Annotated in this window: 12 protein-coding genes; 4 read left to right on the plus strand and 8 right to left on the minus strand. The window is 67.5% G+C overall.

The window, feature by feature from the left end; translation table 11 throughout:
- Positions 1–13 precede the first annotated feature (13 nt).
- Both BR47_RS0107250 and BR47_RS0107255 read right to left on the minus strand, forming a co-directional pair.
- Complete coding sequence (locus tag BR47_RS0107250; RefSeq protein WP_036426894.1) at positions 14–2764, minus strand: LuxR C-terminal-related transcriptional regulator; 2751 nt, start codon at positions 2762–2764, stop codon at positions 14–16.
- A 54-nt stretch (positions 2765–2818) separates the two neighbouring features.
- On the minus strand, positions 2819–3100 hold the full coding sequence (locus BR47_RS0107255; RefSeq protein ID WP_029119065.1) for a hypothetical protein: 282 nt from the start codon (positions 3098–3100) through the stop codon (positions 2819–2821).
- A 278-nt stretch (positions 3101–3378) separates the two neighbouring features.
- On the opposite strand from BR47_RS0107255, the gene BR47_RS33985 reads away from it, so the two are divergent.
- The 3 genes from BR47_RS33985 (at position 3379) to BR47_RS0107270 (ending at position 8686) form a co-directional block, all read left to right on the plus strand.
- A complete protein-coding gene (locus tag BR47_RS33985; RefSeq protein ID WP_051634662.1) occupies positions 3379–5763 on the plus strand; it encodes a hypothetical protein in 2385 nt (794 codons plus the stop codon).
- 217 nt (positions 5764–5980) lie between these two features.
- Complete coding sequence (locus BR47_RS0107265) at positions 5981–7084, plus strand: helix-turn-helix transcriptional regulator (RefSeq protein WP_020099432.1); 1104 nt, start codon at positions 5981–5983, stop codon at positions 7082–7084.
- Positions 7085–7165: 81 nt separating this feature from the next.
- Positions 7166–8686, plus strand: a complete 1521-nt coding sequence (locus tag BR47_RS0107270) for an FAD-dependent oxidoreductase (RefSeq protein WP_020099433.1) — start codon at positions 7166–7168, stop codon at positions 8684–8686.
- Here the strand turns inward: BR47_RS0107270 and BR47_RS0107275 are convergent.
- From BR47_RS0107275 to BR47_RS0107285, 3 genes are all read right to left on the minus strand, one after another.
- Positions 8637–9983: an APC family permease gene (locus BR47_RS0107275; protein WP_036426895.1), complete on the minus strand. Its 1347-nt coding sequence runs from the start codon at positions 9981–9983 to the stop codon at positions 8637–8639. The genes BR47_RS0107270 and BR47_RS0107275 overlap by 50 nt on opposite strands.
- Positions 9980–10870 (minus strand): carbon-nitrogen hydrolase family protein, encoded by an 891-nt coding sequence (locus BR47_RS0107280; RefSeq protein ID WP_029119067.1) that lies wholly within the window; start codon positions 10868–10870, stop codon positions 9980–9982. Before BR47_RS0107280 ends, BR47_RS0107275 begins: the two co-directional genes overlap by 4 nt.
- 116 nt (positions 10871–10986) lie before the next feature.
- Positions 10987–11910: an extracellular catalytic domain type 1 short-chain-length polyhydroxyalkanoate depolymerase gene (locus BR47_RS0107285; protein ID WP_029119068.1), complete on the minus strand. Its 924-nt coding sequence runs from the start codon at positions 11908–11910 to the stop codon at positions 10987–10989.
- A gap of 42 nt (positions 11911–11952) precedes the next feature.
- Between BR47_RS0107285 and BR47_RS0107290 the strand changes: the two genes are divergently transcribed.
- The gene (locus BR47_RS0107290) at positions 11953–12699 is read left to right on the plus strand and encodes a pirin family protein (protein WP_090562569.1); all 747 of its coding nucleotides are present in this window, start codon (positions 11953–11955) and stop codon (positions 12697–12699) included.
- On the opposite strand, the gene BR47_RS0107295 is transcribed toward BR47_RS0107290, so the two are convergent.
- The 3 genes from BR47_RS0107295 to BR47_RS0107305 are packed head-to-tail and all read right to left on the minus strand — an operon-like array spanning position 12700 to position 17369.
- Positions 12700–14115, minus strand: coding sequence for a phytoene desaturase family protein (locus BR47_RS0107295; protein WP_029119070.1), 1416 nt, complete (start codon positions 14113–14115; stop codon positions 12700–12702).
- The gene (locus tag BR47_RS0107300) at positions 14112–15881 is read right to left on the minus strand and encodes a DUF3556 domain-containing protein (protein WP_029119071.1); all 1770 of its coding nucleotides are present in this window, start codon (positions 15879–15881) and stop codon (positions 14112–14114) included. The genes BR47_RS0107295 and BR47_RS0107300 overlap by 4 nt, the downstream gene beginning before the upstream one ends.
- Positions 15882–15908: 27 nt before the next feature.
- The gene (locus BR47_RS0107305) at positions 15909–17369 is read right to left on the minus strand and encodes a class I adenylate-forming enzyme family protein (protein ID WP_036420192.1); all 1461 of its coding nucleotides are present in this window, start codon (positions 17367–17369) and stop codon (positions 15909–15911) included.
- Positions 17370–17463: the final 94 nt, after the last annotated feature.

The following is a 17463-nucleotide window of genomic DNA, read 5'->3' on the forward strand; positions in this document are numbered from 1 at the left end:
GGGCAGGAGGTCATCACGGAGCCGGGCGAGTGATGCGCCAGCCGAGTTCGGACCGCGACCGGATACCCAATTTCCGGTAGATCCGGGACAAGTGGACCTCTACCGTCTTTGCACTGACGTACAACTTCGCGGCCACTTCACGATTGCTCATCCCCGACGCCACCAACTCGGCAATACGGCGCTCCGACGCCGTCAGCACCGCACCTCGGTCCGAACGCTCGTCGATACGGCCCAGCGCACGACGCGCCTGCTCGGCCCACAGCGGCGTGCCGAGCGCCTCGAACGCCCCCAAAGCCTCCTGCAACGTGGCAACCGCGACCGCCCGGCGACGTTGACGACGCTGCAACTGCCCCAACACCAGAACGGTGCGTGCCCGCTCGAATGGCATTGGCAGCCGGTCATGTTCGGCCAGCGCACGCCCGGCCACCGCGGTCGCCTCATCGACGTGACCTTGCGCACCCAGCAGCAGAGCCCGACACCGCCCACCCACCGCCAGCATCCACGCGCGGCCCAACCGGCTGCCATTGCCCTCCAGGGCGTCGACCAATGGCTCGGCCTCGGCCAGTCGACCCAGCCCGACCAATGCGTCGACCGCATCGGGCACCCACTCGGCGACGTAGATCTCCGTCGCCTCGCGCCGCTGCGAGAAGATCGACAACAACGGCTCGAGCGCTGCCAGCGCCGCCTCGTAATTGCCCAGCGAGACGTCCAGGAAGCCGAGGGCCATGATCGCCCATCCGGTCAAGATGAGGCACTCGGACAGTGGCACGGTGGCCCGGACTTGGCGGACTGCGTCGCGCGCCGTGTCCTCCCTACCTGAATATGCGGCGCACCGCGCTCGCATGACCAGGGCCGCGGTGTGGTGGAACCCGCCGAGATGCACGGCCCGTTCCATGGCGTCTTCTGCCAGCAGAGTGGCGGCGGCAAGGTCCCCGCGCCAGATCTCGTTGTGGACTGCGTTGATTGCGACGAAGTTCTGGTCGGTCTCCACTCCGCCGTCGATGCACTGCTGCCTGATGGCGCGGAACTCCGCGCGTGCCTCATCGAGCTTCCCGGTGCACGACCACAGGGTCGCCCTGTGCATACGCGGCAGGAAGAATGCCGAAATGGCCGGATCTCCGTCATCCAATTCGATTGCCCGCTGCAGGCTTTCCTCATCGACACCGCTACCCAGCCAGAATTGCACCAGTGTCCGCATGCTCAGCGCCTGACTCAGCAAGCCGGGCTGCGCGAGCCGGGTCGCACATTCGGTGGCTTCGTCAATTCTGTGTGCCGCCAACTCGTGCTGGCCGATGTTGTAGAGGGCGAACGACATCGGCACCGAGATCTGCACGCGCGCGGCCAGATCGGCTGCCGCCTCATCGAGGGCACGCTCGAGCAATCGAGCTGCCCCGCTGTGACTTCGATCGACGATTTCGATGGCGCCGAGCAAGCTGAACGCTTGCGCTCGAACCGGTCCCGGGAGATCTTCTCCCACTGTCCGATTGAGCAGTGCTCGAGCGCGGTCGGCATCACCGGCGTTGTAGTGGTGGTTCGCCTGGCGGATCCGGCGCTCCGGGGTGTCGCCGCCGAGTCCGGCTGCCAAATCGAGTAATTCGGCCGCGGCGGCCGGAGCACCACGGATGACCGCTCGCTCTGCGGCGATGTCCAACGCGCGCAGCGTGCCGGGATTGCCCCGGGTCACCGATAGCGCAAGATGCCGAGCGTGCAGCTCGGGATCGTCGATGGCCGCAGCCAGCCGCCGGTGCGTCGCGCGCCGTTGGGCCGGGGTTGCGGCAGCGTAGACCCCTGCCGCCAACAACGGGTGCGTGAAGCGAATCCGCTGACCGTCGATCCCGACGATCGAATTGCTCTCGGCATCCTCCAGCAGCGCCACGACACGGTCTCCTGCCGAATCCATCACGCGGGCAACAAGTTCCACCGATGGCGTAGCGGCGCAAGCCACCACCAACAACGCCTCGCGCGCGTCGGGACCGACCTTGCCGACCCGGCCCTGAACCAACTCGGCGAGTGTGCCGGGCCATGACATCTCATTCGTCGACGCCGGCGAACCGATCGTGCGTGCCAGCTCCAGCGCATAGAACGGGTTACCGCCGGAAATCTCGTGAATCCGGACCATGGTGGGCCGCGGCAGACTCAGCCCCAGCCGCTCGGCGAGCACGCCATGCAATTTGCCAAGACTCAAGGGCGACACCCGGAACCGGACGACCGCATCTGCCTTCGGCAGCTGGAGCCACGCTATCGCGGTACTGAGTTGAGGTTCGGTCCGGACCGTTCCCAGCAGGGCGACGCGTCCAGTCAGCCGCCGCGCTGCGAAAGCCACCACCTGCCGACTCGACGTATCCAGCCATTGCAGATCGTCGATCGCGATGATCACCGGAGAGTCATCGGCGAGTCGGTCGAGGACCGACACGAAGCCGGCCGCCACCGCGCGCGGATCCGTCGCCTCGTCATCATCACCCGCGCCGCGCAGCAACACCCGGTCCATCGCAACCCGCTGGGGGCCTGGCAAATCCGCCAACACCGCCGTTTCGACGTCGCGCAGCAGATCAGCAAGCGACGCATACGCCAACACCGACTCCGCCGCAGCCGTACGCGCCGACAGCACCCGCATCCCCAAAGTCCGCGCCTGATCGATCGCCGACAACCACAACGTCGTCTTCCCGATGCCCGCCTCGCCCTCCAGCACCAGGGCAGCGGGCCAACGTGACGGGGCCAGGAACTCGCCGATCACGGGCGACGCATCCAGGCAACTTCCCAGCACACCGCGATTATGCGCTGTGAGATTCCTTGGCGATACCCGTCCGGAAACTGCGCGTCAGCCGGGAAACTCGATGTCCGACGCAACACTGAGACGTTGCGCGGGAAACCCGGCTTGGTCGCAGGTTCTCGTCACCATGTCCGCCGAATCGGCCACGAAGACGCCGAACGCGACCTCGTCCTTGGGCACCGAAATCACGGTGGCCACCCGGACGGATACCCCGTCGGTCGACACTGACTCGGCGGCCGCGCCGAGCATCGCGGCCGCTTCAGCAAGCGTCGATCCGAAGAATTTCGGGTGGTACCACTCAACGAGGTAGCACGGTTCCACCGGAAGCATGAATGCAACGTATGGCATGGACCACGCCGGCGAAATAAGGGTTATCCCTAGCGTTGTGCGGCCGCCGTTGACTCCTGCGCACGACCAAGACGCACCCTAGGCCTGACCACGACCGGCAGCTGGATGCGCGACCTCCGCGGATTCCCGGCAAAGAGTAGGGATTTCCCTTATATCCCCCCAATCCAGTTCCTAAATACGGTCGTTCTGTCTGTCGGCGCTCGCTCGGACTCGGGGCAGCAATCGTCTCGAGCCGGCGGCATACCCAGGAGGGGACGATCATGAGCAACCATCGCCGGAACCGTGCGCGCAGCCCGCTGAGGTCGGTGGGATTCTTGGCCGCAGGCGCGGCGGGCGGTGCCGTCGCCACCGCGGGTTTGTTCTTGGCCATGCACCAAGATCCGAGGGCTGCCACCGCACAGCAGTCACAGCTGCGCGCGATCGAACTCACGGGAATCGAATTCGCTTTGAGCACAGGCGAATCCACAAATACATCGCCGGCCGACAAATCCGTGGGAGCGACGACCGCGAGTTCGGCTGCCACACAACCGAAGCCGACCGCCGCGTTGACAGCCCCGACGGCATCCACGCCCTCGACCCGGCTCGACCATCCCTGCGGATTGATCTGCAATGGCGCGCGAGGCACCGAGACCCACCCGAACGGTCAGCCCGGCGGCATCCTGTTCGGTAGCGGCGGCGCCGGAATCAACGGGGGCAACGGCGGAAACGCGGTCTTCATCGGCAACGGCGGCCGGGGTGGCGACGCAGTGACGCCCGGAGCGGCCGGCGGCACAGGCGGCCGTGCCGGTGTGGCATTCGGAACTGGCGGCGCCGGCGGCAACGGTGCCGCTGGCGGCGCTGGAGGCAAGGGCGGCAACGCCGGAATCATCGGCCATGGCGGACACGGTGGCCAGGGTGGCGTCGGCGGCCGCGGCGGCGCCGGCGGCCGAGGCGGCTCCCTCGCCGGCAACGGCGGCGGCGGCGGCGGCGGAAAAGGCGGTACCGGGGCCGATGGGGGCAACGGTGGCAGCGTCGGCCGCTATTCGGTTCTCGGCAATGGCGGAGACGGCGGAGCGGGCGGAGACGGATCGAAAGGCGCGACCGGAAGCACGGGCAGCAACGGATCAACCGGAAGCCAGGGGGAAAAAGGCGCAGACGGAGCCGTCGGTAAAACCGGCGATACGGGTAAAACCGGGGACACCGGCGCCACCGGGGAGACCGGCAGTACGGGTGGTCCGGGCCAGGGCGGCGTCAACTCCGAGACATACATATGGGCCAACCTTCCCGAGCCTCCGTACACCGATTTCTTCGCCGATCCGCACTACGGCGTACCCGGCTATGCCGGCGAAACCGGCCACCAGCCCGGCGGGAACGGTCAAAACGGTGGTGAAGGCGGCCATGCCGATGCGGTCCATGTTGCCTATGGCGGCATCGGTGGCGACGGCGGTGCCGGCGCACAGGGCGCCAGCGGCGGAGCCGGCGGCCAGGGTGGCACGGGCGGCCAGGGCGGCACCGGCGGTAATGGGGAGAAGGGCGGCACCGGCGGAACCGGCGGCAACGGCCTCACCGGCGGAACCGGCGGCGGCGGTACGGACGGCGGCCCGGGCGGTCGCGGTGTCGACGGCACCCCAGCCGGTCGCGGTGGCGATGGCGGCGCCGGCAGCCGGTTCGTCGGCACCGGAGGGCGCGGCGGTGCCGGCGGCGTGGGTGGCGACGGCGGTGATGGCGGCACCGGCGGGAATGCCGGCGACGGCGGCAAAGGCGGCACCGGCGGGAATGCCGGCGACGGCGGAACGGGCGGCACCGGCGGAGATGCCGGAAACGGCGGCCGCGGCGGCACCGGCGGCACCGGCGGAGATGGCGGCGCCGGCGCACAAGGTGGACCTGGTGGCGGCGCCGGCGCACAAGGTGGACCTGGTGGCGGCGGCGGTACCGGCGGATCTGCGTCCTCCGGCAGCGCTCCGAACAGCACCTATCCGGCCGGCGTTCTGGGAGCCTCAGTCGGTGGCCAAGGCGGCTTCGGTGGGCGCGGCGGCCAGGGTGGCACCGGCGGTGTGGGCGGCGCCGGCGGCGTGGGCGGCCCCGGCGGAGCGCCAGGTATTGCCGGCGGCGGCGGGCAGGGCGGCGACCCTGGTGCGGCGGGCACCGGTGGCGCGGGCGGTGGCGGCGGACATGGCGGTGCCGGTGGCGCAGGCGGTGCCGGTGGCGCAGGCGGTGCGGCAGGCAAGGGTGGTTCGGGAGGAATCTTGGGCGGTCGCGGGGCGGACGGCGTCGCCGGACAGAGCGGGCATCAGGGCGCGGTTGGGCTGAGCGGCGACGATGGCAAGGTCGGAGCTGTCGGCGACAGCGGCGCCGCGGGCGCCAAAGGCACCACCGGCGCTCCCGGGCATGCCGGCAACGTGGGCCCGACCGGTTTCACCGGTCAGAGCGGCAAGGGTGGACGTGGCGGAGCCGGTGGCACCGGCGGTACCGGCGGCACCGGTGGATACGCGTCCGCTCCCGACCCGACAGATCCCGCATGGGTGTCGAAGTATTCCTCCGGTGTGGCGGGCAACGCCGGCCAAGCAGGAGACGCAGGTTCGTTTGCCACCAGCTCGGCGGGTGGCGCCGGCGGCTCGGGAGGCGCCGGTGGAGCGGGTGGCGCCGGGGGCGTATCAGTGAGCTGATTGCCCGACGACAATGCGCACAGATCGCGATCCCCCGCTAATCGCGATCTGTCCGCACTCGTGGCGACGCTGATCCGACGCACAGCAACCACCAAGGGAACACTTTACATACCATTGGTCTTGAATTACGATTTCCGCAGCACCTGTCCATTTATGGGGGGATCACGTCGCGAAAGGCGCCAGACGTGACCGCAACACATCTCAGGGAGCGTCGGCCGTGGTCACGGTCGAGGACTTCTCACGCGTAGTCTCCTCGATCTACGATTCCGCGGTCCAGCCAGAGCACTGGACCGCGACCATGGTCGATCTCCACACCATGTTCGGGGCAACCGGCGGCGCAGCCCTGGTGTTGGCCGATGGCGTGAGCCGGGCACCCCAGAGCGTCACCATCCCGACCGACGCCCTGGCCGAGTACGCGGAGTACTACCGCCACATCGATTACCTCCTCGAAGCGGTCGAGAACGGGCCCGTCGGATATGTGCACAGTTGCCAGGGACTCGCCGAGCTGCAGCCGAAGGCAGAGTTCCGCATGGACTGGATGCGGCCGCACCGACTCGACGACGGGCTGTTCGTCCGGCTGACGGACGGGCCCACACCCGCCACCTGGCTGGTGGCCACCGAGAAGCGTTCCGATCCTTTCGACACCGCTGAACGGGTCCAACTGACCGAGGCGCTGGTCCCCCACTTCCAGCGCGCGCTGCGCATCCAGCACGATCTCAGCGCGGCGACCCATCAGATCCGCAACATCTCGTCAGCGATGGACAACGTCACGCGCATCGGGATGGCCGTCGTGGACTGCGCGTTGTCGGTGCGCTACCTGAACACCGCAGCGGAGAACATCGTCCGCCGGCACGACGGATTGACCATCCGGGATGGATCGTTCGAGTTTGCGCACCCGCCCGCCGACGCGACGCTGCGCCACGGCATCAACGCCGCACTCGGACAGACCGGGTCGGTGGTGCGCGGTGGCACGTCCCTGTTGTGCCCGCGCCCATCCGGCCTGCGCCCGTACGTCATTCACGTGCTGCCGTTCCAGCACGTGACGGCTCCGCTCGCCGAATCACGGGCACTGGTGCTCATCCTCGATCCCGAGCGACACCCGGAACCGGACACCGAAATGCTGCGCCGCCTGTACGGGCTGACGACGGCCGAAGCGGCAGTGGCCATCAGGCTGATACAGGGCGACGGCATCAAGCCCATCGCCGAGAGCATGTGCCTGTCCGCCGGCACCGTCAGAACCCACGTGCAACACATCTTCGACAAGACGGGCACCCACCGCCAGGCCGAACTCGTGCGCACACTGCTCGCCATATCCCTATAGTGCGCCAACGAAATACGCCAATCGGCTGATTGCACCGGCGGGTCCGATGCCGGAGCCTTTTTCCAAGGACAAGGAGGCCCCATGGGCAACGACACCACCGGACCCGGGATCCAGCGCTGCGACGTCTGCATCGTCGGGGCCGGGATCGCCGGCCTCAACGCGCTCTTCACGACCTCCCAGTACCTGTCGGCAGGCCAGCGGGTGATCCTGCTGGACCGGCGGCACCGCGCGGGCGGCATGTGGGTCGACACCTACGACTACGTGCGCCTGCACCAGCCACACCCGTTCTTCACCGTCGGGAACATCGGCTGGACGCTGGGCGCCGAACCGTCACACCTGGCCACCAAGCACGAGGTGCTCGCACAGTTCGACCATTGTCTCGACGTGCTGCGAGAGCGTATCGCGATCGACGAATACTACGGCTGGACAATGCAATCCGACGCTGAGGCCGACGGCGTGGTCCGCATCCAATGTGTGTCCGACGACGGGCGCACCATGGTGATCGAAGCCAAGCATCTGATCAAGGCCAGCGCCTCCGATGTCGAACCGAACGACCCACTGCCGGTGTCCAGCACGACCGTCCGCTCGGTGTCGCCGAACTACTGCGACATGCGCGCCGGTGACATCGATGACAGCAACGCTCCGGTGTGGATCATCGGCAGCGGCAAGACCGCGATGGACACCGCGTACGCGCTGATCACCCGTCACCCCGGGCGCGAGGTGAATCTGCTGGCGGGTTCGGGAACCTACTTCGCCCACCGCGACCGCCTGTTCCCCACCGGTGCCAAGCGGTGGTGGGGCGGGGTGACCTTCAACCCGTTCGTCGACGAGGTGACGCAACTGTTCGACGGCACCAACGAAGACGAAGTGGCCCGCCACTGGCGTGAGCGGTGCGGGGTCTGGGTGACGCCCAAGACCAACAACTTCCTGCTCGGGCTGCTGTCGACGGCGGAGCGCGACGCCATCGCCGCCGGCCTCAACGACATCGTGATGGACCATTTCGTAGATGCCGTCGACCACGACGGGCGGACCGAACTGCAGCTGCGCAGTGGCGCGGTCCAGGAGATCGCGCCGGACAGCTGGATCGTCAACTGCACCGGGTACCTGCTGAAGCGCTCGGGGCCGTACGAGCCCTACACCTCGCCCAGCGGCCGGGTGCTGTCGTTGAACGCTCGCGCGGCGACGCTGCATCTGACGACGTACATGGGCTACTTCCTGCCCCATCTGATGTTCACCGGTCAACTCACCCAACTGCCGCTGTACGAGCTCGACATGATCGACTTGCGCCAGAAGTGCAACGCGGCGTTCCCTCACACCTTGATGACGCTGGCGCTGCACAACCTCAGCCTCATGACAGATGTCCTGCCCACCAAGGTGTTTCGAGATTGCGGGCTGGACATCGCACGGTGGTATCCGATGCCGCGTCAGCTGCTCGGGACGGTCCAGTTCCTGGCGACCCATCACCGCCGGCGTCCGCACCTGCAGCGCACCCTGGACACCGTCGCGCGGCGTTTCGACGTCCACTGCGCTCCGCTCAGCACCAGTGGCGCGCCTACTCAGCCAGTGACAGCTCCGGCGGCGGGACGCGCAGGCCGCGGGTGAGGACCAGCAGGTACACCACGCCGATCGCCATCCAGATCACCCCGAGAGTCAGTGCGGCACTGCCGAGTTGGGTGAGCAGGTAGACGTCGACGACCGCGCCGATCAACGGAATCACCACGTACGTCAGCGGATTCAGCCGCGTCTCGTGGCGATGCCGGACGAAGTAGCCGATCACCGACAGGTTCACCAGCGTGAAGGCGGTGAAGGCCCCGAAGTTGATGAACGACGTCGACGTGGCGACGCTGAGGAACACCGCACCCAGCCCGATCAAGCCGCACAGCACGATGTTGAAGACGGGCGTGAAGAACCGGGGCGACACCTTGCCGAAAAATCTCTTGGGCAACACCGAGTCTCGGCCCATCGCATACAGCAACCGGGACACGCTCGCCTGCGCGGCCAGGCCCGAAGTGAACTGGCCGATGATCAGACCGGTCACGAAGAACGCGGCGAACAGCGCCCCACCGATGGTCCGCGCCGTGTCGGCGGCCAGTGAATCGGCGTTCGCGAATGTGCCGCCGGGCTGGACCAGCGTGAGGATGTACGCGACCGCCACGAAGACCACCCCGCCGATGAGCGCGACGAGCATGATGGCGCGCGGGATGTTCCGCTGCGGATTCTTGGTGTCCTCCGTGAGCGTGCTGACGGCGTCGAACCCGAGAAACGAGTACGCCGCGATGGCCGCGCCCGCGGCGATCGCCGGGAAACCACCGGTACCGGTGAACGGAGTGGCGGACAGCAGCGAGCCACCACCGTGGTGGGACACCATGTGGGCCACCGCGAAACCGACGAACAGGGCGATCACGAGGAACTGCAAGGCCATCAGGACCAGGTTGGCCTTGTCCGCCACCTTGAGCCCGAGGATGTTCAGCGCAGTCGTCAGAACGATGAAGAGCACGATCCACACCCACGCCGGTACCGACGGAAACTCGCCGGTCAGGTACGCGGCGCCGATCAACCAGATGACCAGTGGCAGGAACAGGTAGTCGAGCAGGATCGTCCAGCCGACCAGGAATCCGAGCCGCGAATCCAGCGCCTTGCGGACGTAGGTGTACGACGAGCCCGCGACCGGATAGTGCACCGACATCTTCGCGTAGCTCGCGGCCGTGAACAGCATGGCCACCGTGGCCAGGAGATACGAACCCGCGCTGGCGCCCGCGGACGCCTCGGCGATGACGCCGAAGATGCCCAGGACGATGATCGGCGCCATGTACGCGAGGCCGAACAGCGTCACGCCACCCAAGCCGAGGGTGGCGTTGAGGTGGCCGGCTTCGCCGGTCTGCTGGGCGGTTTCGGTCATGAGCGTCCTTCGGGGTCGGCGGTCTGCGGCTGCCACCGCTGGTGCATCAGTTGACCGCCGTAGACCGGCAGTTCGATGGGGTCGTCCTCGGCGTACAGCTGCTCCCACACCCGGTTGACGCCGGCGGTGCCGTGGGTCCGCACCGCCGTCACCCGGTCGAGGTCGATCGTCAGATACGTGACCTCCGGCTCGGCGTGGGCCGCCTCAGCAAGGACCTCGCCCTCCGGTCCGACGTAGATGCTCTGCCCGCGCCCGAGCGGCCCGGCGGCGTTGACGCTCAGGTAGTAGATCTGGTTCGTGATCGCGTTGGCGCGGGCGAGGACGAGTTCCTGCGCGCGGTCGTCGGACGTCGTCTTGACGATGTTCAACACGACCTCCGCGCCGAGCCACGCGATCTGCCGGGTCGCCTCGGGGAACCAGCTGTCGTAACAGATGTTGACGCCCATCCGGCCGACGCCGGGTACATCGAAGGCCGAGAAGCCGGAACCGGACGCCCATGGCTCGTAGGGGCGCCACGGGAACACCTTGCGGTACGACGAGACCAGACGGCCGGCTGGATCGAAGACCAGAGCCGTGTTGTACACCCGGCCGTCGTCACCGCGCTCGGCGATCGAACCTGGCACCAACCACACGCCGGCGTCGGCGGCCACGGCGCCGAGTCGCTGAACGAGCGGCCCGGTGAGCGGCTCGGCCACGGCGTCGAAGTAGGACCGGGTGTCGGCAGCGCCGTCGCTCGCACCCAGCAGGTGAATCTCGGGGAACACCACCATCTGGGTGTCCGGCCGGTCGGCGAGGATCGCGGCGAACTCAGCAGCCAGCTCGGCTACTGGATCGTCGCCTTGCAGGGGACTGGCCTGGACGAGGGCCACTCGCCATTGTCGACTCATCTCACCTCACTGCCGGCGGTCACGGCCCCAGTGTGCGCCAGGACACATCCGCCATGCTCAGACAATCCGGGGATTTTCCGTGTGATTATTCGACATTCCGTATATTCGCGCAGTTCTCAGCCACGGTGCGCGTTGAAGAACCGCCAGATGACGTCGGTCGCGTTCAGCGCAGTCGACGGCGGCGGCAGGTCGCCGAGTCGTTGTGCCAGCGGACTCGGGACACCGCCGGGCCACTGGTGGCCGGCGCCCGCGACGCTGATCAATTCGACAGTGCGGCCGCCGGGGCAGTCGGCCGTCTGTGTCGTCACGGCGCCGGCGGTCGAGGTCACCGCAGCTCCGCACACGTCGATAGCTCGCCACATCGCGTTCACCGCGGGCACCGACGGACCGTCGACATTGGGTGCGCCGCTGAGGGTTGTGGCCTTACCCGGCCCGCCGTCGAAGGGGACGCGATCGTCGGCGGTGCCGTGGATCTGCAGCACCGAGGTCGGCGCGGCGTGGGCACAGTCGGTCAACAGCGTCCCGGCGACAGGGGCGACCGCGGCGAACAGATCCGTCTGGCACGCGAGCCGCAGCGCCATCATGGCGCCGTTGGACATTCCGGTGACGTAGACGCGCGCCGGATCGATGGGCAGCTGCCCTTCGATCGCGCCGACCATGGCGGTGATGAACCCGACGTCATCGATGTTGCGGTTCTTCGGTATGCCGCAACAGGTTCCGGCGTTCCAAGCGCGATCCATGCCGTCGGGATACGCGACGACGAATCGGCCGGCATCGGCCTCGGCATCCCAGTTGTAGGCGCGCTCGGCCTGCGCCCCGTCGCCGTACCCGCCGTGCAGCATGACGACCAGCGGCGCTGGGCCGGTGAGCCCGTCGGGCCGGTAGAGGTGGAAGGTGCGGGTCACGCCGCCGGACTGCACCGATTGACTCGACGCGTCCGGCGGGGCGCCGGCGGCCCGGTGCCCACCGCAACCAGCGAGCGCCGGCAGCGCAAGGACGATCACCACGGCACTCAGTGCCCGCAGCAGCCGACGGCTCATGCCTCCATAGTGCACCGTGTGCCCGCCTGCCAGAATCGTGCGGTGACTTCCGGTATTCGCGTCATCCGCGCTGACGAACGCTGGCACTGGCGCAACGAGTGGCTGGAATCGTGGCAGTCGTTCCCCGCGACCGGCAGTTTCGATCTGGCGGCCAACGCCCACGGCCTGCTGATGATCAACAACGAAGACACCGTCACCCCCGGTGAAGGCTTCGACGCGCACGACCACCGGGATATGGAGATCATCACCTGGGTGCTGGAAGGCACACTGGTCCACAAGGATTCATTGGGCAACGAGAGCACCATCTATCCGGGCCTGGCCCAGCGGATGAGCGCCGGCACCGGCATTCGGCACTCAGAGCGAAACGGTGCCGGACGGCAGGAACGCCGGCCCCTGCGGGTCGTCCAGATGTGGATTCCGCCCGAAGAACTCGGCGGCGCTCCCAGCTACCAGGAAGCCGACATCTCCGCCGCACTCGCCGGAAATACGTTGATTCCCATGGCATCCGGCATGCGCAAGTACCGGGACGATGCCGCCATCACCTTCGGCAACAGCTACGCCGCGCTGCACGTCGCACGGTTGGACGCCGGTAGCGCGGTGCAGGTACCGGACGCACCGTACGGCCACGTCTTCGTCACCCGCGGTCAGGCCGAGTTCGAAGGCTCCGGTCCGCTGTCTACCGGTGATGCCGTGCGACTCACCGGCACCGGCGGACAACGCATCACCGCGGCCGACGAGGGCGCCGAAGTTCTCGTCTGGGAGATGCACACCATCGCGGTGAACGTGTAGCTAGCGCCCCAACCGGGCCAGTGCGACGGCCGCGGCATTGGCTCCGCACATGCCGTGCCCACCCGGTCCGGGAGGCGTGGCCGCCGAGCAGATGTACATACCCGGGACGCCGATGGTGTACGGCGACAGGGTGGTTCGCGGCCCGAAGGCGAGTTGCCGGACGTCCTTGGCGCCGGTATTGATGTCGCCACCGACGTAATTCGGGTTGTAGACCGACATTTCGGTGGTGGATCGCACGGCCTGTCCGACGATGCGTTCTCGGAATCCGGGGGCGAAACGCTCGATCTGCGCGATCATCGCCTCGGTGGCGTCGCCGCTGTAACCATTGGGCACGTGGGCATACGCGGAGACGGGGTTGAGGGTGCCGACCGAACGCCCCGGGTCGGCCAGGTACTGCTGGAACGCCAACACGAAGGGACGCTCCGGCATCCGGCCCGCGTGGATGTCCCGCTCGGTCGTGGCGATCTCGGCGAAGTCACCGCCCAGGTGCACGGTGCCAGCTCGACGCGCGGCCGCGTTGGTCCACGGCACCTCGCCCTCCACCGCGAAGTCGACCTTGAAAGCCCCTGGGCCGTAACGAAACCGGCCGAAAGCGCGGCGCACCCGCGTAGGCAGCCGGTCTCCGAGAATGCCCGCGATGGCGGTGGGTGACAGGTCGAAGACGGTGATGTCAGCGGGCGGCAACTGCGACGCCGCGGTGATCCGCACACCCGTCTCGATCTTGCCGCCCAGTTCGGTCAGCACGGCCTCGAAGGCGTTGGTGATTGCCTGCGACCCCCCGGCGGCCACCGGCCAGCCGTTGGCGTGCCCGGCGGTGATGATGCCCAGCCCGATCGCCGACGTGAGCGGATGGTGCAGCGGCTGAAAGGTATGTGCGGCAACGCCTCCGAACAGCGCGCGGGCCTGCGGTGTCCGGAAGACCCGGGCCAGCGCTGCCGCGGGCAGCACCGTCGGCGCCCCGAATCTGGCCAGCCCCAAGGGATGTCGCGGTATCCGCAGCAGCGGGCCCATGATGTCGTCAGACAGGGCATCGAACCGGCGCGACGGCCCGCCGAACAGCATTTTCCACCGTGCTCCGTCGGTCCCTAGCCCGGCGGCTGTGGTCTCGACCGAGCGGTAGAGGGCGCCGGCGGTGCCGTCGTCGAGCGGGTGGACGCAGTCGATGTCGGTCCACTTCCACTGCAGGCCATAGCGATCCAGGCCCAGGTCTTTGATGAACTTGGAGCCGGCCGGCATCACGTGGATGGCGGCGCAGTCGTCGAACACCAGGCCCGGGAGAATGTACTCGCTGGAGCGGATGCCGCCGCCGATGCGGTCGGCGGCCTCCAGCACCGTGACGTCGATTCCCTTGGCGGCCAGGGTGATGGCGGCGGCGAGCCCGTTGGGCCCGGCGCCGACCACAACCGCGGTATTCATCGGTGAAGGACTCCCGCCCGCTGCCACGTGACGTTGAGCGGGATCGGGCCGTTGGGCAGCCACGGCTGCTCGTCGACCAGGTCCTTCACATTCCACGTGCCACGCTCGATGACGCCCAGTGCCGCATCGATCACCTTGTACTCCTGCGTCATCTTGTGGATAGGCTGCGACTCCACCCAGGCGATGACGAACTCGCCCGGCTCGAACTGCGCCTCTGACTGGATGGCCCGGATCAGATCTTCATTGTGCAGGTGCCCGTCGCCGAAGTTGAAGCCGATGATGGTGTTGCACGACATCTCGCCTTCGCGCACCGTGCGGGTATCGATGTCGGGCAGGCATTTCAGCAGCACAGAGTACAAACCGCGGCCCTGGCTGTGCATGGCCCGCCACGCCGTCACCTGCTGCGTGAACACTTCGGCAGTGAGCGGATCCCATCCGAAGGCGACGTACTGGTCGGCCGAGTTGGGCGAGGACCGGGTGACGCGGTTCAGCTTCTGCTCGGCTCCGGGGGTGAAGGTCCACACCGCCGAGGCCCAGTTGCCGGCGTACTGGCGCATGGCCGGCAGGAACGACACGAGGTCCGGGCGCAGGTTACCGAGGATCGGGAAGAACGACAGCGCCGCGGCGAGCACGATGGCCAGCCAGCCCGGGTTCATGTCCCACACCGCGTAGCCGTCCCCGTTGGGGAAGCCCAGGAACAGGAAGAGCGTGGCGTACGCGAACAGCACGTTCCATTCCACCGGTACCGCCAGCGGGAACGTCGAGATGATGAACAGGTGGAAGCTGACCATGATGGCGGCGGCCGCGATGGACAGCCACGGCCACGGCGAGAACAGAAGTGCCAGTGGCGCAGCGATTTCCACGATGCTGCCCGGCCCGTGAGCCATGAAGGTGGCCAGGTGCGAGGGACGCAGGTCCTCGGGGAAGTTGCGGTAGTGGGCCCGCTTGAGCCACTTGAACGGGATCGCCGGGCTGTTGCTGACCATCGGCGGAATGACGTTGGTGAAGTGCAGGCCGAACTTCGAGACGCCGGCCCAGATCCAGACCGTGCCGATCAGCAGCTTGCCGGCGATGATCATGTTGACGAACGGCAGTGTGGCGAAGAAGATCAGCGCCGGCAGGTACTGCTCACCGCGGCCGGCCAGGAAGATCGTCTTGTCCCGCAGCCCGATCAGCACGAACAGGATGATCGGCGCGACGAACAGCGCCGGGTTGACCAGTCCGGAGGTGTTGTCCGGCAATGCTTTCGACAGCGATTCGCTGGGCACGCCGGGCAGCACCAGAGCCAGGAGCACCGTGGCCATCAGGGCGAGGTAGACGACGATGTCGAACCAGGTCCGCCGGTCGCCGTTGGTGAACGGCACCGCCTTCCACGGCCGCAGCCGAATGGTGTTGGGCTTGGCCCAGAATCGGAACCCGCCTGTCATCGGCTTGGTCTTGCCGGCCAGCGGTCCCCAGGAGCCGGCGAACCCGACGAGTTCCAGCAGGACCGTCCACAGGATCACCTTCTGGTACACGATCGGCTGGTCCCACCACTGCGAGACGTGCCAGAACGCCGGCAGGTGCGATGTCGCGGTCGCGATCGTGACTCCGCCGATCGCGTAGAAGACCGTGAGTTTGAGGATGTAGAGGACGTGGATCATGCGCGGTGCGCCGTACCCTTCGTCCACCCACTTGAGGCACATGATGCGGAGCCGCTCCTGCAGCGGCATGCGGAGAAACTCTTCCAGGTCGACCTTCGGCAAGGTCGGTTTGATGAATCCCATGATGTGAGCTCCTTTGCTGGTATCAGGCTAGATTCGCGGATCGGTGGCGGTGAGGGTTTTGCGCAGCGACGGCTTGTCGATCTTGCCGACAGGGTTCTTCGGCAGCGTCTCCAGAACCGTGATGTCCACGGGCAGTTTGTATTTCGACAGTGACGCCTGCAGGTGCGCGGCGATGTTGTCGACGTCGAGTTCGGCTCCTTGATGCGCGGAGACGAACAGCACCGGCTCTTCGCCGTAGAGCCCGCTCGCGCGTCCGACCACGGCGGCCTCGGCGACGCCGGCAACCTGGTGCACGACGGTCTCGATCTCCTTGGGGTAGATGTTCTCGCCGCCGCGGATGATCATGTCCTTGGCTCGGTCGACCAGGACCAGATATCCGTCCTCGTCGAACCGACCGACGTCGCCGGTGTGCAGCCAGCCGTCCTTCAGGGTCTTCTCGGTCTCCTCGGGCCGGTTCAGGTAACCGCGCATCACGTTGGGTCCCTTGATGATCACCTCGCCGAGTTCACCCTGGGGCACTTCGGCACCGGCCAGGTCGACGATGCGAATTTCCTGACCCGGCAACGGGATTCCGACGGTGCCAACCTTGCGCGGCCCGTTCAGCGGGTTGCCGGTGCTGGCGCACGATCCCTCGGACAGTCCATAGCCTTCGACGAGGGGAATGCCGTAGCGCTTTTCGAAGCCCTCCAGCAGTTCGATGCTGGCCGGTGCGGCGCCGCACACGGCGAACCGGACCGCGGAGGTGTCGGGCTGAACCTCGGGCGGCAGGCCCAGCAGCATGGTGTAAATGGTTGGCACCGCGGAGAAATAGGTGGCGCGGCTGGATTCCAGGCGGGTGAAGAAGGTCGCCGGATTGAACCGGCCGGCGATGGTGGTGTGGCCGCCGGCGAGCAGCGGCGACAGCACGCTGACGACGATGCCGTTCACGTGGAACAGCGGCAGGATGAGCAGGCTGTGGTCGGCATCGGTCAACTCGAAGCCTTCGATCACCATGGCGCACATGGCATTCAGGTTGGTGTTGTCGAGCATGACGCCCTTGGGCCGGCCGGTGGTGCCGCTGGTGTAGATCAGCAGGGCCAGATCGTCGTCGTTGCCGGCCACGGGATCGGCCGTGCGGGGCTCGCCACCCATGTCGTCGACGTGCAGCACCGTGACGTCGGAGTCGACGTCACGATCGACGACGAGCACGACGGCGCCGGCGTCGGCCACCTGGTAGGCGACTTCGGCGGGCACCAGGGTCGGGCTGATGGGCGTCGCGACGGCGCCGAGCCGCCACGTGGCGAACAGCGCGACGACGAATGCCGCGCGGTTCGGGAGCATGATGCCGACGACGTCGCCGGCGCGCACACCGCGCTGATGCAGAGCCCCGGCGGCGCGCTGGACGGCATCGAGAAATGCGGCGTTGTCGAGGTCGGTCTCGTCGTCGGCGACGGCCGGTGCGTGGGGCGCCGCGGCGGCGCGGCGGTCGGGCAGGGTGGCGAGGTTCATGTCATAAACGTAGGAGTTTGTGGTGTGCACCACTCCGTCGTGCGCCGATCAACTTTGTCGGACGATTTGTACGTTCGACACAAATTTTCGCTCT

It is taken from the genome of Mycobacterium sp. UNC410CL29Cvi84, assembly GCF_000686745.1.
GTDB classification, from domain to species: domain Bacteria; phylum Actinomycetota; class Actinomycetes; order Mycobacteriales; family Mycobacteriaceae; genus Mycobacterium; species Mycobacterium mucogenicum_B.